The following is a 23,407-nucleotide window of genomic DNA, read 5'->3' as shown; positions in this document are numbered from 1 at the left end:
GTTAGGGCGGCGGGTCTGTTGTCAAGTGTGCTGGTATGAGGATGCTGATGCTGATCTCGGCGTGGTAGTTGGTGCGGTCGATGTCGCCCTTGGCTCGGTGTTTGGAGATTGCACGCTTCACTACGCGGGGGCTGACTCGTGTTCTGCGCGTGGGCATTAGATCGGTGAGTACGGCGCGGCCGATGGCGCCGACCAGGTCGATGACGGTACCGGCGATGACGCCGGCGGCGTGGATGAGCTGGTCGCGGGCGGCGTGGAGAGCGACGGTGAAGCTGGCCCGGTCGGGGCTGGCGGTCGGGTCGGTGGCGGTGGCGTCGGCGATGGCCAGACGGAGGGCTTGGTAGGTGGTCAGCAGGGCGTAGACCTCCTGCTCGATGCCGGCGGGGGTGCGTGCGCGCAGCACCCGTCCGCCGAGGATGCTGGACTTCAGCTCCAGGTAGGAGGTTTCGATCTCCCAGCGTTGGTGGTAGAGCTCGACGATCGCCGATGCCGGAAACGCCTGGTGGTCGGTCAATGTGGTGATGAGCCGGTAGCGGCCGACTCGACGTTTGCGCTGGTGATCGCCGGTGCCGGTGATGGCGATCTCGGCGTCGATGACTCGAAGTGTCACTCCGGCGATCACCGTCAGGTAGGACCGGTCCGGGCAGCGCCCGATCCGCGGGAGTTTGCGGTTGTCCTTGCAGCGAATGAGCAGGTCAGCACCTGTGTCGGCGATGCCGGCGATGATGTTCTGTGCGGCGAAGTTGCGGTCGGCCAGTAGCAGCATGCCCGGCCGTAGGCAACCGAACAGGCGTGGTGCGTAGGTGGTTTCGCCGATGAGGGTAGAGCCGAACACGGCGTCGATGACGGTGCGGGTGCCGCACGCGACGATGGTCAACATCCGCATCAGCGGGTATCCGGAACCGCCGTGGGTGCCGCTTTGGCGACTGAAGCAGCGCAGGTTCGCCGCGCTGTCGGGCACCGACATCGTGGTGCCGTCGACCGCGCAGACCAGCAGCCCACGCCAACGCGTCGCCCCCGCCGCCGGCCCGGCGAGCAGCTCGAACAGCGCCCGCAACGGTTTGGCCCCGACCCTGCGGCGAGCCTGGGCGAGCGCGGAACTGCCCGGCCGGGCCGGCGTCAGCGCGTCCAGTCCGGCGGTCAGCCGTGCCCACACCTGCTGGTAGCCGCCCTCGGCGAACAGTCCGGCCGCGAGCAGCAGGTACACCACCACCCGCGAGGGCAGATCGCGCACCCGTTTCTGCACACTCGACGTCGACGCGAGCGCGTCGTCGACCATCTCGAACGGCACGATCTGGGTCAACTCGCCGAGGTGACCGGGCGCGAACCGGCCTACGGCAACCTCGACGGGGCGGCGGATGACAGACTGTGTGGACAGCGGAACTCCCAAGGTAAAGGGTTGTCTTGCGAGGACAAGCCCTCGATACCGGGAGTTCCGCTGTCCCACACGCACCGACACGCCCTTTCCTCACGTGTGTCCCATTTGACCCAACAGTCACACGCCTAACTGCGCGGCATTGCCACTAACCCACCCCCGCACACCAACCAGGAGTCAGCATGCAGTTGATCGAATGCCCGTGGTGCGGGCCGCGTGAGGAAACCGAGTTCCACTACGGCGGCCAGGCCCACGTCGACTACCCCCCGGACCCGGCCGCGTTGACCGACGAGCAGTGGGCGCAGTTCGTGTTCTTCCGCGCCAACCCGAAAGGCCTGTTCGCCGAACGGTGGTCCCATGCCGCCGGCTGCCGGCGCTGGTTCAACGCCGTCCGCGACACCGCCACCTACCGATTCCACAGCGTCTACCGCGTGGCCGAGCAGAAGCCGACGATATCGTGAACGCACCCTTCCGCACCCGCCAGGGCGGTCGCCTCGACCGCACCACCACCCACACCTTCACCTTCGACGGCCAAGAGTTGACCGGCCACCCCGGTGACACCCTCGGCTCCGCGCTGCTCGCGAACGGCGTCCACCAGGTCACCACCAGCATCAAACTCGGCCGCCCCCGCGGCATCACCGCCGCCTGGGCCGAGGACACCGGCGGCCTCGTGCAGATCGAGGAACCCTTCCCCGAGCCGATGCTGCTCGCCACCACCATCGAGTTGTTCGACGGCCTCGTCGCCCGCGGCATCCCCGGCCAGGGCCGGCTCGCGACCATCCCGGACTCGGCGAAATACGACGCCACCCACCACCACACCGACCTGCTGATCGCCGGCGCCGGCCCGGCCGGGCTCGCCGCCGCCCTCACCGCCGCCCGCGCCGGCGCCCGGGTGGTGCTGCTCGACGAGCAGAGCGAAGCCGGCGGCGACCTCCTCGGCTCCACGGATCTGATCGACGGCGCCCCCGCCCTGGACTGGGCCACCGCCGCCGTCGCCGAACTCGCCACCTACCCGGACGTGCTGCACCTGCAGCGCACCACCGCGTTCGGCCACTACGACGACGGCTTCGTCCTCGCCCTGCAGCGCCGCACCGACCACCTCGGTGGCCAGGCCCCGGCCGCGGTCAGCCGGCAGCGGGTGTGGCGGATCCGGGCCCGGCACATCCTCGTCGCCGCCGGCGCCCACGAGCGCCCCGTCGTGTTCACCGACAACGACCGCCCCGGCATCATGCTCGCCCACGGCGCCCGCACCTTCCTGCACCGCTACGGCGTCACCGTCGGCGCCCAGGCCGTCGTGTTCACCACCAACGACAGCGCCTACCAGGCGGCGATCGACCTGCACGACGCCGGGGTCCGCATCAACGCGGTCGTCGAGGCCCGCGACACCGCCCCCGCCCGCTGGCAGCATGAATGCGAGGCCCGCGGGATCCCGGTCCGCACCGGATCCGTCGTGTCCGGCACCCGCGGCAACGGCCGGGTCAGCCACGCCCTCGTCACCCAACGTGACACCACCGGGGAGACGGCCATCCCGCTGGCGTGTGACGCCCTGCTCGTCAGCGGCGGCTGGAACCCGGCCGTGCACCTGTTCTCCCAGGCCCGCGGCACACTGAAGTACGACGACACCCTGGGTGCGTTCGTGCCCGGCGAGACCCTCGACGGCGTCACCGTCGCCGGCTCCGCCAACGGCATCTTCGACCTGGCCGGGTGTCTGCGCGACGGGCAGGTTGCTGCGGCCGCCGCCCTCCGCGATCTCGGATTCACCACCCCCGCAACCGATATCAACCCTGCGGAGGTTGGTGCCGACAATGCGGGTGGTCTGGCGCCGCTGGTGCTGTGGCGGGTCCCCGACCCCGCCGGGCAGGACACCCAGTTCGTCGACGTCCAACGCGACGCCACGGTCGCCGACCTCGCCCGCGCCGTCGGCGCCGGCATGACGTCGATGGAACACATCAAGCGCTACACCACCATCGGCACCGCCCACGACCAGGGCAAAACGTCCGGGGTCATCTCCTCCGGCATCACCGCCGAACTCCTGCACCGCCCGATCGAAACCCTCGGCACCACCACCTTCCGGCCCCCCTACACCCCGGTCCCGTTCGCGGCCCTCGCCGGCCGCGCCCGCGGCACCCTCTTCGACCCCGAACGGGTCACCGCCCTGCACGACTGGCACCTCGGCCGCGGCGCGGTGTTCGAGGACGTCGGCCAATGGAAACGCCCCCGCTACTACCCGCACCCCGGCGAGGACATGGACACCGCGGTGCTCCGCGAATGCGCCGCCGTCCGCGCCGGCGTCGGCATCCTCGACGGCTCCACCCTCGGCAAGATCGACGTCCAGGGACCCGACGCCGGGGTGCTGCTCGACATGCTCTACACCAACATGATGAGCACCCTCAAGGTCGGCATGGTCCGCTACGGACTCATGTGCGGCGTCGACGGCATGGTCATCGACGACGGCACCATCATGCGCCTCGCCGAGGACCGCTACCAGGTGTTCACCACCACCGGCGGCGCCGCGAAAATCCTCGACTGGATGGAGGAATGGCTCCAAACCGAATGGCCGCACCTGCAGGTCCGGCTCACCTCCGTCACCGAACACTGGGCCACCTTCCCCGTCGTCGGACCGCGCTCCCGCGACGTGATCGGGGAGGTCTTCGGCGACCTCGACGTCACCAACGACGCCTTCCCGTTCATGGCGTGGCGCGACACCACCCTCGCCGGCGTGCACGTGCGCATCGCCCGGGTCAGCTTCTCCGGCGAGCTCGCCTACGAGGTCAACGTCGGCGGCTGGCACGCCCCCGCCATCTGGGCCCGCCTCATCGCCGCCGGCGACAAACACCACATCACCCCCTACGGCACCGAAACCATGCACGTCCTGCGCGCCGAAAAGGGCTACCCGATCATCGGGCAGGACACCGACGGCACCGTCACCCCCCAGGACCTCGGCATGAGCTGGGCGGTATCGAAGAAGAAGGCCGACTTCATCGGCAAACGCTCCTTCACCCGGCAGGAAAACCAGAACCCGCTGCGCAAACAGTTCGTCGGCCTGCTACCCCTCGACCAACACACCGTCCTGCCCGAGGGCGCGCAGATCATCGAACACCGCCCCGACGGCACCCTGCCACCGCCGCCCGTCCCGATGCTCGGGCACGTCACCTCCAGCTATATGAGTGCCGAACTCGGCCGCCCGTTCGGCCTCGCCCTCGTCAAGGGCGGCCACACCCGAATCGGCGACACCCTGCACGTCCCCGTCGACGGAAACCTCGTCGCCGTGCAGGTCACCGGCACCGTCCTCGTCGACCCCGAAGGAGCACGCCGCGATGGCTGACACCCTCACCCCGCTGAGCCCCCTGCACAGCTGGAACCACACATTCTCCCACCTCCCCGAGTCGGTGCGCATCACCGAGGAACCCTTCGCCACCATGATCGACCTCTGGGTGAACCCCACCGGACCCGGTGCCTCCGCCGCCGCCGCCGTCCTCGGCGTCGACCTGCCCACCACCGCATCCACCGCCACCACCGGGGACACCGCCACCGCGATCTGGCTCGGCCCGGACGAATTCCTGATCACCACCCACACCCAGGCACCCGAAACCCTCGAGGAGACGCTCCGCAAAGCGGTGACCCCGCACGGCGGCGCCGCCATCGACGTCTCCGGACAACGCACCACCCTCCGGCTCACCGGAGCGCACGCCCGCGACATCCTCGCGAAGGGCTGCTCGATCGACCTGCACCCCACCGTGTTCCGCCCCGGAACCGCCGTGCAGACCATGCTCGGACTCGCCGGCGTCGTCCTCACCGCGCTCGACGACACCGGCACCGACTACCGCATCCTGGTACGAGCCTCCTTCGCCCGCTACCTCGCGGCGTGGCTCATCGACGCCGCCGAGGAATTCGGCGTCGATCCCGTGTAACGCGACAGTTCTCGGCCCCGGGGGACGACATGACGGCGTCCCCCGGGCCGATCTCTGCAATAAGGTTCGCACCACCTCACGTCCCGAGGTGATGCGCGAGGCAGTGACGAGCGCGTTCACACAAGAATTCCGACGGACTGCCGATCCTCGACTCCGAGTACCTTGCACGACGACGCCGCCTTGACCAAGATCTCTTCGTACTCCTCCGCCGGATCGGACAGGGCGGTAATCGCTCCGCCGACGCCGAAGTGAACGTGCGTGTCGGTGACGACCATCGTTCGGATCGCCACCGACAAATCGGCGGTACCCGACAACGAGAGATATCCGATCGCACCGGAATACACTCCGCGCGCGGTCCCTTCGAGTTCGTCGATGATCCCCATGGTCCTGATCTTGGGGGCTCCGGTCATCGATCCCGCCGGAAACAGCGCCCGAATCGCGTCGACGACAGTCGCATCTCGGCGCAGACTGCCCCGAACCGTGGACACCATCTGGTGCACCGATGTAAACGTCTCGATTCCGAAGAGGATCGGTACGTGGACTGTCCCCTGCTCGCACACTTTCGAGAGATCATTGCGAACCAGGTCGACGATCATCAGATTCTCGGCCCGGTCCTTCTCGCTCCGGGCGAGAGCACGGAGCAGTGTGTCGTCCTCGTCGGCCGTGGCGCCGCGCGGGCGTGTTCCCTTGATCGGTTTCGATTCCACTGTCCGGTCGGCCCCGACCCGGAGAAACCGCTCCGGGGAGGCGCTGACCACCGACAGTTCCGGGAACGACAGCAGAGCAGCATGCGGCACCGGGTGTAGTCGCTTGATATTGGTGAAGATTCGTGGTGCATCGACGCCGAACTCGACGGTTGCCCTATTGGTGAGACATACCTCGTACGTTTCGCCGGCGCTGATGAGTTCGAGGCACTCGCCGATCAGCGACTGGTACTCCGCCTCGCTGTTCCTCAGTTGGAATTCCGCTCCCGTCGGCCGCTCCGAGACAGCCGGTGGGCACACCGGGTCGACGGCCGCGTCTCGGCTTTCGATTGCGGCGGTGGCAGTCTCGAACCACGCATTGCTGCGCTCGTCGTTCGGGGCGGTGCTCAAACTCATGACGTACACACACCGTTGATCGTGATCGATCACCACGGCCCGGTCGGCAAAGATCAGGGCCGCATCCGGATGCCCGGACCGGTGTGCGCGAACTCCGCCGGTCTCCCCTTTCAGCTCGTAACCGAGGTAGCCGACGTAGCCGAGGTTGAAGTCGAAGGGAAGAGTGCGGTCCGGTTCCACCGCGCGAAGGCGCAGTTGTGCGTCGAGGTAGTCGAAGAGCGATCCCGCAATCTGCTCGTCGGGCAGCGACTTCCGGCTGATGCGCACTATCGAGGCGTCGACGTCGTAGGTGATGTACTCGGCGTGGGGACCGGAACAGTCCCCCATGATGGTGAAGCGGGAGCCCGGTTCGGGTTGGGCGCTGCCGTCGAGCCAGAAGGTTCCCGAACCGCTTCCGAACAGGGCATGGAACAGTTGTTCGGGGTCCGGGTAGCGGTCTATCCGTCGATACTCGACGGCAAAGCACGGCTGGTGGCCGCGAGGTGGCGGAAGCTGTTCGCGTTCCCCGCACTGGGTGTGCGGTTCGACCGCACTCGGTGCCGTGAGATCCCGGAAATTGGCGAACAGTTCCTTCCCGTATTCGCTGGAGATCGATTCGGGATGGAATTGGACTCCCCAGAGCGGCCTGCTCCGGTGCCGCACCGCCATGACCAGACCGTCTGCCGTCGATGCCAGCACCTCGAGGACGTCGGGCAGGTCCACCGCAACGAGCGAGTGATATCGCACCACGTTCATCGGCGACGGGAGTCCGCGGAATAGGTCGTGGCCGGTGTGCACGATCGGCGAGAGTCTGCCGTGCACGGGCTGCGGCGCCCGCACGATGTCGGCCCCGAACAACGCGCACAGGCCCTGGTGTCCGAGGCAGACCCCGAGGACCGGCAACCCTGCCTCGGCGATGACGCGGGCGCCGATCCCGAAATCGGACGGCTCGGTCGGCGTGCCCGGACCCGGCGAGATGACTACGTTGTCATAGGCCGAGAAGTCGATCGATTCCCACGGCGCATCGTTCGGTACCACGGTCGGACGCACCCCGTTGACGGCAGTGAGTAGTTCGACCAGGTTGTATGTGAAGGAGTCGTAGTTGTCGACCAACAGGGTTCTGACAGACTGCACCATCCATACACCTCCGCTTTCGATGCGACGGACGGATCGCTGGAATACTTTTAGTATACCGTGTATTAACTACTAGTATATCACTAGTTGGGAGTACGGCCATGACCCACTCGATTCCACGTCTGCATCCCGGACGCTCCTTCCGTGACGCCACCGACTACCTCTACCGACTGCCCCGGGGAGCAAAGAGCAGCGGCCTCGCCCGCGCAGGCGAGTTCTACGACCGGTTGGGGACGCCTCAGGATGCGGTGCGCACGGTGCACGTGGCGGGGACTGCCGGTAAGGGCTCGGTGAGCACCTTCCTGGCGTCGATCCTGGACGCCCACGGCTGGCGGGTCGGCGCGCACCTGTCGCCGCATGTCCGTTCGATACTGGAGCGTTTCCAAGTCGCCGGCGCACCGATCACCGAGTGCGCGTTCCTCGACCTCGTCGACCGCATCGCCCCGGTCGCCGAGGGCATGGCCGATTCGGACGTCGGGATGCCGACATTCTTCGAGGTGGCCAATGCCATTGCGTTCGCCCACTTTGCGAGCGTGCCAGTGGACTACGCGGTCATCGAGACCGGTATCGGCGGACTGCTCGACGCCACGAACACCATCCGCCGACCCGACAAACTCGCCGTGATCACCCGAATCGGGTTGGATCACACCGACATGCTGGGAGACACCGAATCCGCGATCGCCCGGCACAAGGCCGGCATCCTTCCGCGCGGCGGTCACGGCATCGCCCTGCGCCACCCCTCCCGTGAGGTGCGGCGCACAATCGCCACCGTGGCGCAGGAGCGTCGGTGCGTGCTCGATCAGCTCGACGATCGGGCGATCTCCTGCGACATCTCCGCCGCAGGCACGCACGTTCGATTGCACGACAGCGAGCCGATGAAACTCGGCCTGGAGGGCCGCCACCAGGGCGTCAACGCCGCTCTCGCGCTACGCGCCGCCGAGTTCCTCGCGGCCCGCGACGGCTGGTCTCTCGACCCCGCCGGGGTTCGAGACGGCTTGGCCGATGCCACCCTGCCCGGCCGGTTCGAGCGACGCACGACCGTCGACGGACAGCAGCTCGTGCTCGACGGTGCCCACAACGCGGTGAAGCTTGCCGCCCTCACGTCGACGCTGCAGGACCTCTATCCGGGGCAGCGCTCGACCTGGGTCCTCGCCTTCAAGGACGACAAGGATATCGACGCCGCTCTTGCCGCACTCGCGCCCTCTGCGGCAGGGATCGTGGCCACCGAGTTCCGCGAGACCGGCGGCGGAACCGGCGCGGCCTCCTGCATGCCCGCACGGAAAGTGGCGGAACGCGCTCGCACGCACGGCTTGCGCTCCATCGCCGTCGAATGCCCCATCGAGGCGGTGACGATGGCGAGACTGGTCGCGGGCGACGCACCGGTGGTCGTCAGCGGCTCGTTCCTTCTTCTCAGCGCCGTCACGTCGGTGCTCGAACCGGCGCGGAGCGCACACCGCTGACACCGTCGACGAACACTTTCCGGAAGTTATCCGGACAATACTTGACCACACCCCCAACCTGACCTACCGTGGTGCACATCACTGATATATCAATCTGCTGATTTGCCACTCCGGTGGGTCGGCTTTGTCCTGCGAAGACCGCCTCACTCCCGCTCAGTACACCGAGGAACTCGGCGAAGCGGTATGAGCGCGCAGTCTTCCTGCTGCCTCCGCTGCTTCCACCGCGTGCCCTCGAGGTGCACAGACACAGGATTGTGATTCCATGACCATCAGCGTGTTCGACCTGTTCTCCGTCGGCGTCGGCCCGTCGAGTTCGCATACCGTCGGACCCATGCGAGCCGCCGCGCGATTCGTCTCCGACCTCCACACGCTCGGCGCTTTCGATGAAGTCGTCGACGTGCGAGTGGACCTGTACGGATCACTCGCGGCGACCGGCGCCGGGCACGGGACGATGTCGGCCGTGCTGCTCGGACTGGAGGGCTACCGTCCCGAGGAGATCGAGACCGAGAAGATGGAACAGCGGCTCGAGATCATCCGCAGCACCCGCCACATCTCGCTGGGCGGATCCCGCGACATCGCGCTCGCCGAGGACGAAATTGTTCTGCGCCCGTTGACCGTTCTTCCGTTCCACCCCAACGGGATGACCCTGACCGCCTACGCCGGCGGGAACGTCGAGGTCCACAAGGAGACCTACTTCTCGGTCGGCGGCGGCTTCGTCGTCACGGAGGCGGAGAGCACCGCGACCACCACCGCCGAGTCCCGTGGCCTGACGTACGGGTCCGCGAAGGAACTCCTCCAACTCTGCGACCGCTACGGATACAGCATCAGCGAACTCATGCTGTCGATCGAACGGGAGTCGCGGTCCACCATCGAAATTTACGACGGGTTGCTGCACATCCGCGACGTGATGGTCGAGTGCGAGCAGCGTGGCATCTCCCGCGACGGATACCTGCCGGGTGCACTGCGGGTTCGCCGACGCGCCCGCGACTGGTTCCTGCGTCTGGATGGCGAAGATCCGGATCGTGCACCGGAATTCGCGGAGGACTGGGTCAACCTCGTGGCGCTTTCGGTCAACGAAGAGAACGCCTCGGGCGGCCGGATCGTCACCGCGCCCACCAACGGCGCCGCGGGCATCATTCCCGCCGTGTTGCACTACGCCGTGCACTACACCCCGGCGGGTAAGGCCGACCCGGACGGCACCGCGATCCGGTTTCTCCTCACTGCCGGTGCCATCGGGTCGCTGTACAAGGAGCGGGCCTCGATCTCAGGCGCCGAAGTCGGGTGCCAGGGCGAGGTGGGTTCGGCGGCGTCGATGGCCGCGGCAGGTCTGGCCGAGATCCTGGGCGGCACACCGGAACAGGTGGAGAACGCGGCGGAGATCGCGATGGAGCACAGTCTCGGCCTGACCTGCGATCCAATCGAAGGTCTGGTGCAGATTCCGTGCATCGAACGGAACGCGATCTCGGCGGGCAAGGCCATCAACGCCGCCCGGATGTCGCTGCGCGGTGACGGGACCCACCGGGTCAGTCTCGACCAGGTGATCGAGACGATGCGCTCGACCGGCGCCGACATGCTCTCGAAGTACAAGGAGACCTCCACCGGCGGCCTCGCGGTCAACGTTCCCGTCAACTATGTCGAGTGCTGACCGGAAGGCAAGTTGCTTCACCCGTTCCGCGTTGACGAACCTGCTCATCACGCTCGACGCAGTTCTGTATCACCAGAACGCGACCCGGGCCGCCGAGCAACTCGGCGTCTCGCAGCCGGCCATCTCGGCAGCCCTTAGCCGACTGCGCAGGCACTTCGACGACGAATTGCTGCGGCGGGTCGGAGATCGGTTTCAGCTGACGCCCCTGGGAATGGAACTGCGCCTGCACACTCGACTCGTGCTGGACGGCGCCGAACGCGCGATTGCGGTTCGTCCCTGCCGCACCGGATCATCTGCCGCCGGCGGAGCAGATCTTGACCGCACTGGACTTGATGCTGGTGCCGGAAGACCTCGGTCGAGACCTGCCGAGTGAGGAATTGTTCCACGACGAATGGGTGATCGTGATGGACCGGCACCACCTGTCCGCACCGCACGGACCCTCGATCGACGACCTACAGGCCCTCCCGTGGGTGCTCGTCCGGCACAGTCGGACCCCGGCAGATTCCGCGGCGCAACTGTTGCGACTGAGGGGGATCGAACCCTGGGTGCAGGTCAGCACGGAGACGTATCTGACGGTGCCGCCTCTGGTTGTCGGCAGCGACCGTCTGGCACTGGTCCCCACACGCCTGTTCGACGCCGCCGTCGACAGTCGTGGGCTGGTGAGCCGCCCGTGCCCCGTCCCCCTCGCACCCCTGGTCCAGCGCATGTGGTGGCATCGGTCCACAACTACAATCCGCAACACCGCTTCCTCCGGCACGTCGTCATGACGACTGCGCAGGAGATGGGTGGTGGCCGTCACCCGCGCATCTGCGGGTGACGGGCACGGGGGGCCGGCGGTCGCCGGTGCTCACATTCGCGGGGAGCCGTCGCGGATTGCCCGGTACCACTGCACGATCGCTTCGGTGGAACTGTCCACTCCCTCGGCGACCCCGTCCCCACCGACTGCCCGGTGTAGTTGCAGGGCTTGATCCTTGCCGAGTTCGACGCCCCACTGGTCGAACGAATTGATGTTCGACAGCACACCTTCGGTGAAGACCTGGTGCTCGTAGAGCGCGATCAGCTGGCCGAGCACGCCGGGACTCAGTTCAGGGGCGAGAATCGTGGTCGACGGACGGTTCCCCGCCATCACCTTGTGGGGAATCAGGTCTTCGCGGATCCCGTCGGCGGCGAGATCCGCCGGGGTACGGCCGAATGCGAGCACTCTGCGCTGGGCGAGCAGATTGCTGACCAGAACGTCGTGCATGCTGCCGCTGCCGTCGCTCAGCGGCAGGTCGGCGGCCGGTGCGGCGAATCCGAGGAAGTCGACCGGGACCAGGCGGGTGCCCTGGTGCAGGAGCTGGTAGAAGGCGTGCTGCCCATTGGTGCCGGGCTCACCCCACCAGATCGCCCCGGTGGAGACGTCGGTCGGCGTCCCGTTCAGCTGCACGGACTTGCCGTTCGATTCCATCGCCAGTTGCTGCAGATACGCCGGCAGGGCTGCGAGGTCGTTGGCGTAGGGCAGGACCGCCCGGGTCTCGGCGTCGAAGAAGTTCGCATACCAGAAACCCAGCAGAGCGAGCAGGACCGGTGCGTTCGACTCGAGCGGCGCCGTCGCGAAATGCCGGTCCACGGTGTGCATGCCGGCGAGGAAGTCGCCGAACGCACCTCGTCCGATCGCGAGCATCACCGGCAGGCCGATCGCCGAGCCGATCGAGTAGCGGCCACCGACCCAGTCCCAGAACTCGAACATGTTGGCCGGGTCGATGCCGAACTCGGCCACCTTCGCCGCGTTGGTGGACACGGCCACGAAATGCCGGTCGACCGCGTCCTCCCCGAGCGCGCCGGTGACCCAGGACCGGGCCGCGGTGGCGTTGGTGAGGGTCTCGATCGTCGTGAAGGTCTTCGACGCGACGACAAACAGGGTGGTCGCCGGGTCGAGGCCGTCGAGGGCAGCCAGCAGGTCTGCCGGATCGACGTTGGAGACGAACCGCACCGACAGTTCGGGGTGGGAGTAGGGGCGCAGCGCCTGGCACACCATCCGCGGGCCGAGGTCGGATCCGCCGATCCCGATGTTGACGACGGTGGTGATGCGCCGGCCGGTGGCTCCCCGCCACCGGCCGCTGCGCACCCGGTCGGTGAAGGTGGCCATCCGGTCGAGCACGCGATGCACGTCGGCGACGACATCGTGCCCATCCACAGACAGTTCCGCAGATGCGGGCAGCCGCAACGCGGTGTGCAGGGCGGGCCGGTTCTCCGTGGTGTTGACCGGGTTTCCGCGAAGCATGCAGTCGCGGTGGTCCTCGAGGCCGGCGGCACGGGCCAGCGCGACGAGCAGCGGCAGCGTGTCGCGGTCGATGCGGCTCATGCTGTAGTCGATGGACAGATCACCGGCGGTGACCGTCAGATCCCTGCCACGCCGGGGGTCGGCGCCGAACAATTCCCTCAGATGCACCGAGGCGATGTCACCGTAGTGGTCCTGCAGGCGCTGCCATTCGAGAAACGCTGTGATGCTCGGTGATACGGACGTCGCGGTCACGGGTTACGCGACCTCGACAGGCTCGGCGCTGCGGACGGCGTGCCCTCCGAACTGCCGGCGCAGCGCGGAGACCGCCTTCATCGCCGGGGAGTCGTCCTGACGGGACGCGAACCGGGCGAACAGAGCCGCGGAGATCACGGGGGCGGGGACGGCGTGGGCGATCGCTTCCTCGACCGTCCACCGGCCTTCACCCGAGTCCTCGGTGTACCCGGAGATCGAGCCAAGCCCCGGGTCTTCGGACAGGGCTTGGACGAGGAGGTCCAGCAGCCAGGAGCGCACCACGGTGCCCTGCGACCAGGCCCGCAGCACCGCCGGGACGTCCGCGATGGACTCCTCGGCCGCGAGGAGTTCGTAGCCTTCGGCGTACGCCTGCATGAGCCCGTATTCGATCCCGTTGTGCACCATCTTTGCGTAGTGCCCGGCTCCGATGCCGCCGGCATGGACGAACGAGTACGCACGGTCCCCTTCGGGACGGAGGGCGTCGAAAATCGGTAGCAGCCGGGCGATGTCGTCTTCGTGGCCACCGGCCATGAGCGCGTACCCGTTCTGACGTCCCCAGACGCCGCCGGAGACGCCGCAGTCGACGTAGCGGACGTCGTGTTCGGCGAGCAGGGCTGCGTTCACCTTGTCGTCGGTGAACCGGGAGTTGCCGCCGTCGACGACCACGTCGCCGGGGGCGAGGAGCCGGGAGAGTTGCTCGATCACCTGGCGGGTGGGCGCGCCGGCGGGCACCATCACCCACACCGCCCGCGGTGCGGGAAGGGCCTCGACGAGGGCCTCGAGGCTGCGGACGTCGCTGACATCGGGATTCGGATCGTAGCCGACGACGTCGTGCCCCTTCTCACGCAGACGTTCGCGCATGTTCGATCCCATCCGACCGAGCCCTACCACACCGAGTTTCATCGTCACCGTTTCACTTTCGCCGTCGATCCGTCGAGTACCTGCTCTATGTGTAGTGCCGCGCGACGCCTGGTTCACCTGACCGGATGGGGAGCCGCTACTGGTCACCCGGCCAAGTGCTTTCGCCGCTCGCCGCTCCGACACTGATAGCCGACGCATTGTCCGAATGCGCCTGTCGAGGAGCGAATGTACGGAGTGCAGCAGAAGTGACCGTGTCTGAAGTGCAGCAGAGCGTCCCGCTCACAAGCGAGGTCGGTGGCCGCGTCGGCGGGGAACTGGTGATCGGTGACATCGGCCCGGTGGCCGACTTGTCTTCGCTGGTGATCTTCGGCATCACCGGTGATCTGGCCCGCAAGAAACTGGTTCCCGCAATCTACGATCTCGCTCATTGTGGTCAGCTACCCGCGGGGTTCGATCTCGTCGGATTCGCCCGCGACGCCGCGAACAGCGAGCCGGTGTTGCGGGAGTCGGTGATCGCCCACGCCCGGCGGCCGTTCGACCCCGCGGTCTGGCAGGCCCTGACGCAGCGCATCCACCTGGTCGAGGGGTCGTTCGACGATCCGGGCGGGTTCACGCAGCTGGCTTCGCTGTTGGCCGTCCTCGATCAGCGCCGCGGCAAGCCGGACAATTACGTCTTCTACCTGTCGGTCCCGCCGTCCGCTTTCGCCACCGTGTGCGGCCGGCTCGCGGTCGTCGGGTTGAATCGTCCCGCACGCGGGTGGCGACGGGTGGTGGTCGAGAAGCCGTTCGGTCACGACCTGCCGAGCTCCCGTGCACTCGAGGTCGTACTGGCACAATATTTTCCACCGTCGTCGATCTACCGGATCGACCACTATCTGGGCAAGGAAACGGTACAGAACATTCTCGCGCTGCGGTTCGCGAACGGGATGTTCGAACCACTCTGGAACAACCGGCACATCGACCACGTGCAGATCACGATGGCCGAGAGTGTCGGGGTGACCGGACGGGCCGGGTATTACGACGGCGTCGGCGCCGCCCGCGACGTCATCCAGAACCACCTGCTCCAGTTGCTGGCGCTGATCGCCATGGAGGAACCCGTCGGCTTCGACGCCGACAGCATCGCCGCCGAGAAGGTCAAGATCCTCTCCGCCACCGAACTACTCGGACCCCTGGATCAGACGTCGGCCCGCGGCCAGTACGGGCCCGGCATCGACGACGACGTTCGGCTGCCCGGACTGACGGAGGAGGACGGGTTCCCTGCCGACTCGTCGACGGAGACCTTCGCCGCCCTGACCGTCGGAATCACCACTCGCCGCTGGGCGGGAGTGCCGTTCTACATCCGCACCGGAAAACGGCTGGCGCGCCGGACCACCGAGATCGCGGTCACGTTCACGCCACCCGCTCACGGGTCGCCCGCGGCCCGCGCCGCCGGGGTCTCGAACGTCCTCGTCTTCCGCGTCCAACCCGACGACGGGATCGAATTGCACATCGGCGCCAAGCGCCCGGGGGGTGGCATGCAGATCCAGCCGGTGAGTTTGGGCATGGACTTCCGGTCGGTGTTCGACCCGGCGCCGGAGGCGTACGAGCGGCTGATCGGTGACGTCCTCCGCGGGGACGGGACACTGTTCCCCCGCCGCGCGGAAGTCGAGCACTCCTGGCGGATCATCGACCCCCTCCTACAGCACTGGGCCACGGCCGGCCGGCCGGGCACCTACCCGGCAGGCACCTCGGGCCCCGCGTCCGCCGACGACATCCTGAGCCGCTCCGGCCGGGTGTGGCGCACGCTCTAGTTTCAGCCCCACGTGAGTGCCAAAGTGTGCCCCGGCACGCTTTGCCGCTCACCTGTCCCCCGCAGTTCCCGGACACGCGAAATACCCTGAGCAGCGATCCTGCTCAGGGTATTTCGGGTGCCGGAAGACTACTTGACGAGTGCGTCCTTGAGGGCCTTCGCTGCAGCGGCGGGGTCGGCGGCGCTGTAGATGGCGCCACCGGCGACGGCGACGTCGGCGCCGGCGTCACGGACGGCGGTGATGGTGTCGACCTTGACGCCACCGGCGATCGAGAACGGGACGCCGGCGATCTTGCCGTCGTCGAGGAGGGTCTGGATCGAGTAGCCGGGCTGGGCCTGCTCGTCGAGACCGGCGTGGATCTCGACGAACGCGACACCGAGCTTGGCGATCTCGCGGGCCCGCTCGACACGGTTCTCGACACCGATCAGGTCGGCGACGACCTTCTTCCCGTGCTTCTGACCGGCCTCGACGGCACCCTTGATGGTGGCGTCACCGGCGGCACCGAGGACGGTGACCAGGTCGGCGCCGGCCGCGAACGCGAGGTCGGCCTCGAGGAAGCCGGCGTCGGCGGTCTTGAGGTCCGCGAAGACCTCCTTGTCGGGGTGCGCAGCCTTCACAGCGCTGATCACACCGAGGCCGGCGCTCTTGATCAGCGGCGTGCCCAACTCGATGATGTCGACGTACGGGGCCACCTTGTTGGTCAGCGCCAGCGCGTCCGCGGTGGTGAGAAGGTCGACTGCTACCTGCAGCTTCGTCATGTATTTCTCCTGTTTCTTTCTTGGGGGGTTCAGGGGTGGTGCTAATTCAGCCGATGTTGGCGTGGCGTTCCCACAGCCGTTCGGCGGTCTGGTCCGCGTGCGACCACAGCGCCTGGAACAGCGCGTCGAAGGCGAGGAGGACGGACTGCTCGAACAGGCTGCCCGCGTACTGCGCGGTGATGGCGGCGCTGTGGTCCTGTTTGTCGGCCGCCGGGAGCACGAGGATCTCGTCGGCCCGCTGCGCGAGCGGCGACTCGGCGGCGGTGGTGACCGCGACGACGGAGGCGCCGACCTTCCGGGCGGTGTCGGCGGCCCCGATCACCGAGGCGGTGGTCCCGGATCCCGACACGGCGATCAGGACGTCGCCCGATCCGACGGCGGGGGCGGTGACCTCGCCGGCCACGTGGACGCGCAGGCCGAGGTGCATCAGGCGCATCGCGGCCATCTGCACGGCCAGGCCGCTGCGTCCGTTGCCGATCACGAACACCGCGCGGGCGGAGGTGATCAACGCGCCGGCACGGTCCCACTGTTCGGCGGCAACGGAATTGAGCAGCCGTTCGTTCTCGTCCAGCACGATGCGACGCCCATCGTCGAACCGTGTTCGAGTGTCTTCGATGGTGACGGTCATGATCCTCCTCGGTATAGCGGGTCCGGTCGTGGAGACAAGATTGCCGAGCCCGCACCCCGACGGCACCCGGTCGCTCGACGAGTGCGCGCTGGCCGGATGGCCAGTGCCGCCCCGCACCGATCGGCCCTACGGTGGATGCCGTGGTAAGCGTCGAGGACACCGATCGGAAGCAAGCGCAGTCGTGGGCGGACATGCGCGCCGTGATCGCGGGCCCGCTGCCGGACATCGCGACGCGCTTCTCCCGGTATCTGACCTCACTGTGGTCGCATGACGCGCTGGTGATCTTCACGTGTGAATGCACCGGGCGACCACGGAAGGTCGCCGGGAACCGGGAGATCGTCGACCGCGTCACCATCGACGAACTCGACGCCCTGAAGAAGTCGGCCGACCTCGGCACGGTTTTCGACGGGGTCCAGATCCTCGGAGGGGCCCGGCGCCCGCTCTGGGTGGTACGCGATGCCACCGACACCCTGCTGGTCGTCGTACCCAAGCGGGTCCAACCCGAGCCGCCCGACCCGGACCTGATCGTGGCGCTGTTCGGGATCGTCGCCACCTCGATCCGTCAGCAGGTCGCCCAGGCCAGCCCCGACTACCTCGCCGAGTCCCGCGCCGCGTCCAGTGAACGGGCCCGCACCATCGCCGAACTCACCGAGATTCACGACGCCACCCTGTCCTCGATCCTGGGGACACTGCGATCGAACGACCTCGACGATCGCCGCTCCCGCATCACCGCCAGCGAGACGGCGTCGGCGGCGTTGATCGCGCTGCGATCGGCGGGCGATGCCGACCGCGCCCTCTCCGAGGAGGCGGTCACCACCGCGTTCGCCCGGCTACAGGGAGAACTACGTCCGCTGCTGCGGCATTGCGAGGTCGAGATCGACTACGTCGAACCCCCGGCGGACGGGCGACCGCTTCCGGGCGAGATCGCGCATGCGGCCAGGGCGATGGTCCGCACCATCGTCCTGGCGTTCGGGGCGCAACCGGTGCTGGCCCGGCTGCGGGTCGCGTGGGACTGCGACGGCGACAACGTGCTGCTCGAGGTCCGAGATCAGGGCTCCGGAGCGATCGACGGCAGCGCCCTCACCAGGCAACTGGCCGGGCGGCTGCACACCCTGCGCGGGCGCGTCGACATCGAAAGCATCGCCGGATGGGGTAGCCGGGTGTCGCTCGTGATTCCGCTGGATCCCCCGGCCGCACGCCCGGACGAGCACCTGCTGTCCACCCTCAATCCCCGGGAACTCGAGGTCCTCGCGCATCTGACGGTCGGCAAACGCAACAAGGCCATCGCCTCCGAACTGGGCATCAGCGAGAGCACGGTCAAGTTCCACGTCGCCAGCGTCCTGCAGAAACTCGACGTCACCAACCGCGGCGAAGCCGGTGCGATCGGAATTCGCGCGGGCATTTCGCCCGACGCAGCGATGGTCACCGGCGCGCGACGGTAGCGGGAGGCGCTCCCACCTCGGGATCGGAAAATCCGGATCGGCGGTCGTCCGTCTCGGGTCGCCGCGCGGGTTGGCGGACTATCCTGGGTGAAGCGTGTCAGAGGTGGTGCAAGCCTATGGCGGATGATCGGTGGGCCACGCAGCGCGAGCCGGATATCGCGGTGGAACTGTCCGCCGCCGGCTTCGACGACGCCGTGGAGATCGGACGGGGCGGGTTCGGGGTCGTCTATCGCTGTGTGCAGGAAGATCTCGACCGCACCGTTGCCGTCAAGGTCCTCACCACCGACCTCGATCGCGAGAATCTCGCCCGCTTCGTGCGCGAGCAACGCGCGATGGGCCGCATGTCCGGGCACCCCAATATCGTCGATCTGTATCAGGTGGGCATCACCCGGAGTGACCGCCCCTTCCTGGTGATGCCGTACCACGAACACGGATCCCTGGACGCACAGATTCGCACGACGGGTCCGATCGGGTGGGAATCGACCGTTCGGCTCGGGGTGAAGATCGCGGGCGCACTCGAGACCGCTCACCGTGCGGGCACGTTGCACCGGGACGTCAAACCGGCGAACATCCTGCTGACCGAATACGACGAACCGCAACTGACCGATTTCGGTATCGCCCGGGTGTCCGGTGGCTTCGAGACCGCCGCCGGGTCGATCACGGGTTCCCCGGCATTCACCGCGCCCGAAGTGCTCGAGGGCCGCCCGCCCACCGTCGCCTCCGACGTGTACAGCCTCGGAGCAACACTGTTCTGCGCACTCACCGGACATGCCGCGTTCGAACGCCGCAGCGGTGAACAGGTCGTCGCCCAGTTCCTCCGGATCTGCTCGCAGCCGGTCCCGGACCTGCGCGACACCGGCATCCCGAACGACGTGTGCGGAGCACTGGAACGGGCGATGTCCCGGTCCGTGGAGAAACGTCCCGGCAGCGCCGCCGAATTCGGCGACGAACTACGCGTCACCGAACGCAAACACGGGATGGCAGTCGACCACATGCATGTGCCCGCCCAGAGAACCCCGCGACAGCCACCCGGCCAGAACGCCGAGGCCACCGAGGCCGCACCGTCGCGCGCACCGAAGCCGACACCGCGTCCCTACCCGGTGCAGACGCCACGGACGCCACCGGTCCCGCTGACCAAGTTCCGCCCACCGACGACCACCCGGAAACTGGTGCGGCGCCACCGCCTGCTCGACGAACTCCGCGCGGGCCGCGGCTGCCGGCTGACCCTGGTCCACGGTCCCGCCGGGTTCGGCAAGAGCAGCCTGGTCGCGCAGTGGCGGGACGAACTCGTCGCCGGCGGAGTCGCTGTCGCGTGGCTGACCGTCGACTCGGACGACGACAATGCGGTGTGGTTTCTCTCGCACCTGATCGAAGCGATCCGGCGGGTGCGGGCGGAAGTGGTCGGCGATCTCGGGCAGGCACTCGAGGAGCAGGGGCAGTCGGTCGAGCGATTCGTGCTCACCTCGCTGATCAATCGACTGCACGAGAGCGGGGATCCACTCGTCGTCGTGATCGACGACTGGCATCGGGTCACCGCGCCGACATCGATCGCGGTGATGGAATTCCTCCTCGACAACGGCTGTCACCACCTGCAGATCATCGTGGCCAGCCGCAGCCGGTCCGGACTGCCGTTGAGTCGCATGCGCGTGCACGACGAACTGAAGGAAATCGATTCCACAGCACTGGGATTCGACTTCGCCGAATCCAGGGACTTCTTCGCCGAACGAATGCAGACACCCCTGACCGACTCCGACGTCGAGGAGCTCCGCGCCTCGACCGACGGATGGATCGCGGCGCTCCAATTGGCGTCGCTGTCCCTGCGGGAATCCGGCGGCCCGGACACTCTGCTCGAACGGTTCCGCGCCGGAACCGACACCCTGGGTGAGTATCTCGCGGAGAACGTCCTCGACGCACTCGAACCCGACCTCCTCGATTTCGTTCTCGCAACCGCAGTTCCGGAACGGGTGTGCGGCGAATTGGCGTCGGCCCTCGCCGACGTCCCCGACGGCGCAGCGCGGCTCGAGCAGGTCGTCGCCCGCGACCTGTTCCTCGGCCGGGCAGCGGAGGACCGCAGGTGGTACCGCTATCACCACCTCTTCGCTCAGATCCTGCGCCAGCGTCTCGAGCGCGATCACCCCGACCGGATCGCGGCGCTGCACCGCAGAGCAGCCACCTGGTTCCGGGAACGGCACCTCCTCGGAGAGGCCCTCCACCACACACTCGCGGTCGGTGACCGAACCGCCGCGGTCCAGCTCCTCGAGGACGACAGCCTGTACCTCCTCGACCGGTCGCAGATGTCGACGCTGCTCGGCCTGATCGACAAGCTGCCCGCCGATTGGGTGCTGTCCAGTCCGCGATTGCAGCTGACGATCGGGTGGGCGAACACCGAGCTGCAGCGGCTCGATGTCGCAGCGAAGGCACGGCGCCGCACGCTGGAGCTCCTCGACACTCTCGACCTTCCCGACGACGAGCGTGCCCAGCTCCACGTGGAAGCCAACGTCCTGCAGGCCGATATCAGGATCACGGCCGATCACGCGGCGGGAGTCAAAGACCTTGTCGCCGAATGCCTGACCCACGCCCACGACCATCATCCGTTCGTGGTGTCGATGGCGGCACTGATCGCCACCATCGTCGACACGTACGAATTCCATTTCGACGAAGCGTACGACAGGCAGACGTGGGCTGCCCCGTACCACCGGAAGGCCACCGGGCCCTACTCCGTGGCGTACGGGTACTGTTTCGCCGGCATGGCGAGGGCGGAGCAGCTCGATATCGCCGGGGCGAGCGATCTGTATCACCGGGCGTTCGATCTCGTACGGGAGGCCGGCAACACCCAATCCCAGCACGCGCGACTCACCCGTGCGCTGCTCGCCGAGGAACTCTATCTGCAGGACAGGATCGAGGAGGCGGCCGAGCTACTCGGCGAGACCTCCGACGCCGCGTCACTGGGTGGTGCGTCCGACTTCATGATTCGCCATTACTGCCTGGGCGCACGGATCAGATCGGTACGCGGCGACCACGCGAGCGCGGGATCCCTACTCGACGAAGGCATCCGCACCGCGCACATCCTGTCCCTCCCCCGACTGCGCGCAGCGGTGGACGGTGAACGGGTGCGGCTGGGATTGCCGCCTCGGCCCCGTTTCGTCCCGGTCACCCGCGGAACGCGCCGGGAACCGGTGGACGGCATCGAACGCGTCACCGCCGAACTGGAGGACGAGTCCGCAATCCTGCTACTCGTCCGCAGTGGCGACGCCGAGCAGATCCGTATCTCCTGCGAGTGGGCCGGCGACTGGTTGCGTGCCCTCGAAGGAACCGAACGCGCCATGGCGCGACTCCATGCCGGCCGGCTGCTCGCCACGTGCCTGTGGGCGGCCGGGCGGGCGGATGACGCCCACGAGGCGCTACTGCCCGTCGTTGCGCACTGTGCCCGGCACGGCCTGATCCGCTTCCTCCCCGACGGCGGACCGGAGACGGTCACCGCGCTCCGATCCCTCCGTGAACGACTGAGTACGGTTGGTGTGGAAGAGCATCCGGAGATCACACCGAGTTTCGTCGACAGAGTACTCGGCTCGTTCGGCTGACGGAGCGCATCACGGGTCGGCGGTGAGGCGCGGAATCGGGTTCAGTCGGCCGCCGACGCAACCAGATAGCTCGGCGGCGCGATTCCGTCCAGCGCCAGCGCGACCGCGGCCCGGGCGGCCACGGGCCCCACCAGGTTGCCGGTTCCGTTGTACCCTCCGACCGCGAAGACGCCGGGCCGCACCTCGCAGCACAGGGGGCGACCGTCGGGAGTGAAGCCGACGGACGCCGCCCATCTCCGCGTCACCGACACCGGCCGCCCGGCCATCCGTTCGGCCACCCTCTCGATGTGGGACTGCACCGGTCGGGTCGGCTCAGTGTCGGACGTCCACTCCGCGTCGGCGAACAGGTCGCGGCCACCGCCGACCAGCAATCGGCCGTCGGCGGATTGCTGCGCGTAGTCGTAGCCCCACCGCCCGTACACCGGGCACGGCAGCCGCGGCGGCAGTCCGGGTGCGGTGCCGAGCATCTGCAGTCGCGCGGTGCGGACTCGGCCGGCCAGCTCCGGAAGTACCTGCTCGAGTCTCCCGTCCACGGCGACCAGAATCACCGGTGCGCTCACCGTGCCGTGCCCGGTGTGCACGACTCCGGGCTCGAGCGAGGTGACCGGCGAATTCTCGTACAGACTGGCCGAATTGCGCAGTATCGACGCGAGACCCAATGCTCGGCGCGACGGATTCGTCGCCGCGTCGTCGGGCAGGAATATCCCCTGCCCCAGCTCCCCGTCGTAGGGTTCGACGGCTATCGCATTGTCCCGCAGTGCCTGTGCGAGCGCGTGACAATCCTCCAGTTCTGCTGCCCGCTCGGCGGCTTCGGCGTCGCCGACGGGATCGCCGGGAAGTCCGGCCAGCCGAATCGACCCGGTTCGCGTGATCACGTCCGTACCCAGCATGTCGGCGAGGTGGCCGAGTTCGGCGAGCGTCGCCCGGTACAGATCCACCGACACCGCACCCCACGCGGCGACCGACGAATGCAGGAACGCCGCCGGACCACCCAGCAGGAATCCGCCGTTCCGTCCCGCCGCGCCCGAGGCAACGCGACCCGAATCGAGGCCGACGACGGTGAGCCCGCGGGCCGTCAGTTCCTCGACAGCGGCGAGACCGGAACCGCCGAGTCCGACGACGCACGCATCCGCGGTCAGGCGTGATTCCAACCGCGGCAACCCCGACCATGCCGCCACTACCGGGTCGTCATCCCACGCGCACCGTGAATCCATGACGGACACGGCAG

General features: G+C 67.9%; 17 protein-coding genes. 10 read left to right on the top strand and 7 right to left on the bottom strand.

The genetic code is table 11. The features are described 5' to 3' along the window. Position 1 precedes the first annotated feature (1 nt). Entirely contained in the window at positions 2 to 1,447 is a 1,446-nt protein-coding gene (locus BLV94_RS30370) for an IS4 family transposase (protein ID WP_255315071.1), read from the bottom strand. A 110-nt stretch (positions 1,448 to 1,557) separates the two neighbouring features. On the opposite strand from BLV94_RS30370, the gene BLV94_RS30365 reads away from it, so the two are divergent. Genes BLV94_RS30365 through BLV94_RS30355 form a run of 3 tightly spaced genes read left to right on the top strand, consistent with a single transcriptional unit; the run spans position 1,558 to position 5,286 of the window. Beyond that, positions 1,558 to 1,836 (top strand): sarcosine oxidase subunit delta, encoded by a 279-nt coding sequence (locus tag BLV94_RS30365; RefSeq protein ID WP_072951638.1) that lies wholly within the window; start codon positions 1,558 to 1,560, stop codon positions 1,834 to 1,836. Beyond that, positions 1,833 to 4,700, top strand: coding sequence for a 2Fe-2S iron-sulfur cluster-binding protein (locus tag BLV94_RS30360; protein WP_074933841.1), 2,868 nt, complete (start codon positions 1,833 to 1,835; stop codon positions 4,698 to 4,700). Before BLV94_RS30365 ends, BLV94_RS30360 begins: the two co-directional genes overlap by 4 nt. Then, positions 4,693 to 5,286, top strand: a complete 594-nt coding sequence (locus BLV94_RS30355) for a sarcosine oxidase subunit gamma (protein ID WP_072946772.1) — start codon at positions 4,693 to 4,695, stop codon at positions 5,284 to 5,286. The genes BLV94_RS30360 and BLV94_RS30355 overlap by 8 nt, the downstream gene beginning before the upstream one ends. 116 nt (positions 5,287 to 5,402) lie before the next feature. Here the strand turns inward: BLV94_RS30355 and pabB are convergent, their stop codons facing one another. After that, positions 5,403 to 7,502 (bottom strand): aminodeoxychorismate synthase component I, encoded by a 2,100-nt coding sequence (gene pabB, locus BLV94_RS30350; protein ID WP_072946771.1) that lies wholly within the window; start codon positions 7,500 to 7,502, stop codon positions 5,403 to 5,405. 98 nt (positions 7,503 to 7,600) lie between these two features. Here pabB and BLV94_RS30345 point away from each other — a divergent pair, with 98 nt between their 5' ends. From BLV94_RS30345 to BLV94_RS30330, 4 genes are all read left to right on the top strand, one after another. Continuing rightward, positions 7,601 to 8,959: a bifunctional folylpolyglutamate synthase/dihydrofolate synthase gene (locus tag BLV94_RS30345; RefSeq protein WP_072946770.1), complete on the top strand. Its 1,359-nt coding sequence runs from the start codon at positions 7,601 to 7,603 to the stop codon at positions 8,957 to 8,959. Positions 8,960 to 9,221: 262 nt separating this feature from the next. Next, positions 9,222 to 10,604: an L-serine ammonia-lyase gene (locus tag BLV94_RS30340; protein ID WP_072946769.1), complete on the top strand. Its 1,383-nt coding sequence runs from the start codon at positions 9,222 to 9,224 to the stop codon at positions 10,602 to 10,604. Further along, a complete protein-coding gene (locus tag BLV94_RS52205; protein WP_072946768.1) occupies positions 10,591 to 10,977 on the top strand; it encodes a LysR family transcriptional regulator in 387 nt (128 codons plus the stop codon). Before BLV94_RS30340 ends, BLV94_RS52205 begins: the two co-directional genes overlap by 14 nt. After that, positions 10,919 to 11,371, top strand: coding sequence for a LysR substrate-binding domain-containing protein (locus BLV94_RS30330; RefSeq protein ID WP_143051436.1), 453 nt, complete (start codon positions 10,919 to 10,921; stop codon positions 11,369 to 11,371). The genes BLV94_RS52205 and BLV94_RS30330 overlap by 59 nt, the downstream gene beginning before the upstream one ends. Before the next feature lie 80 nt (positions 11,372 to 11,451). Here BLV94_RS30330 and pgi read toward each other — a convergent pair whose 3' ends face one another. Further along, positions 11,452 to 13,119 (bottom strand): glucose-6-phosphate isomerase, encoded by a 1,668-nt coding sequence (pgi, locus tag BLV94_RS30325; RefSeq protein WP_072946766.1) that lies wholly within the window; start codon positions 13,117 to 13,119, stop codon positions 11,452 to 11,454. A 3-nt stretch (positions 13,120 to 13,122) separates the two neighbouring features. After that, a complete protein-coding gene (gene gnd, locus BLV94_RS30320) occupies positions 13,123 to 14,028 on the bottom strand; it encodes a phosphogluconate dehydrogenase (NAD(+)-dependent, decarboxylating) (protein WP_255315014.1) in 906 nt (301 codons plus the stop codon). Positions 14,029 to 14,225: 197 nt separating this feature from the next. Between gnd and zwf the strand changes: the two genes are divergently transcribed. After that, complete coding sequence (gene zwf / locus BLV94_RS30315; RefSeq protein WP_167372193.1) at positions 14,226 to 15,770, top strand: glucose-6-phosphate dehydrogenase; 1,545 nt, start codon at positions 14,226 to 14,228, stop codon at positions 15,768 to 15,770. Between the two features lie 128 nt (positions 15,771 to 15,898). On the opposite strand, the gene hxlA is transcribed toward zwf, so the two are convergent. Both hxlA and hxlB read right to left on the bottom strand, forming a co-directional pair. Continuing rightward, positions 15,899 to 16,528: a 3-hexulose-6-phosphate synthase gene (gene hxlA / locus BLV94_RS30310; protein ID WP_072946764.1), complete on the bottom strand. Its 630-nt coding sequence runs from the start codon at positions 16,526 to 16,528 to the stop codon at positions 15,899 to 15,901. A 46-nt stretch (positions 16,529 to 16,574) separates the two neighbouring features. Beyond that, entirely contained in the window at positions 16,575 to 17,156 is a 582-nt protein-coding gene (gene hxlB / locus BLV94_RS30305; protein WP_072946763.1) for a 6-phospho-3-hexuloisomerase, read from the bottom strand. A gap of 191 nt (positions 17,157 to 17,347) precedes the next feature. On the opposite strand from hxlB, the gene BLV94_RS30300 reads away from it, so the two are divergent. Together BLV94_RS30300 and BLV94_RS30295 are read left to right on the top strand one after the other, a co-directional pair. Then, on the top strand, positions 17,348 to 18,598 hold the full coding sequence (locus tag BLV94_RS30300) for a helix-turn-helix transcriptional regulator (RefSeq protein WP_072946787.1): 1,251 nt from the start codon (positions 17,348 to 17,350) through the stop codon (positions 18,596 to 18,598). Positions 18,599 to 18,714: 116 nt separating this feature from the next. Beyond that, positions 18,715 to 22,179: a serine/threonine-protein kinase gene (locus BLV94_RS30295; RefSeq protein WP_072946762.1), complete on the top strand. Its 3,465-nt coding sequence runs from the start codon at positions 18,715 to 18,717 to the stop codon at positions 22,177 to 22,179. Between the two features lie 41 nt (positions 22,180 to 22,220). Here BLV94_RS30295 and BLV94_RS30290 read toward each other — a convergent pair whose 3' ends face one another. Beyond that, complete coding sequence (locus BLV94_RS30290; RefSeq protein WP_072946761.1) at positions 22,221 to 23,393, bottom strand: NAD(P)/FAD-dependent oxidoreductase; 1,173 nt, start codon at positions 23,391 to 23,393, stop codon at positions 22,221 to 22,223. Between the last annotated feature and the right edge of the window lie 14 nt (positions 23,394 to 23,407).

Origin of the sequence: Rhodococcus koreensis (assembly GCF_900105905.1) — a bacterium.
Classification (GTDB): Bacteria; Actinomycetota; Actinomycetes; order Mycobacteriales; family Mycobacteriaceae; genus Rhodococcus_F; species Rhodococcus_F koreensis.
This window is presented reverse-complemented; position numbering and strand designations above follow the sequence as displayed.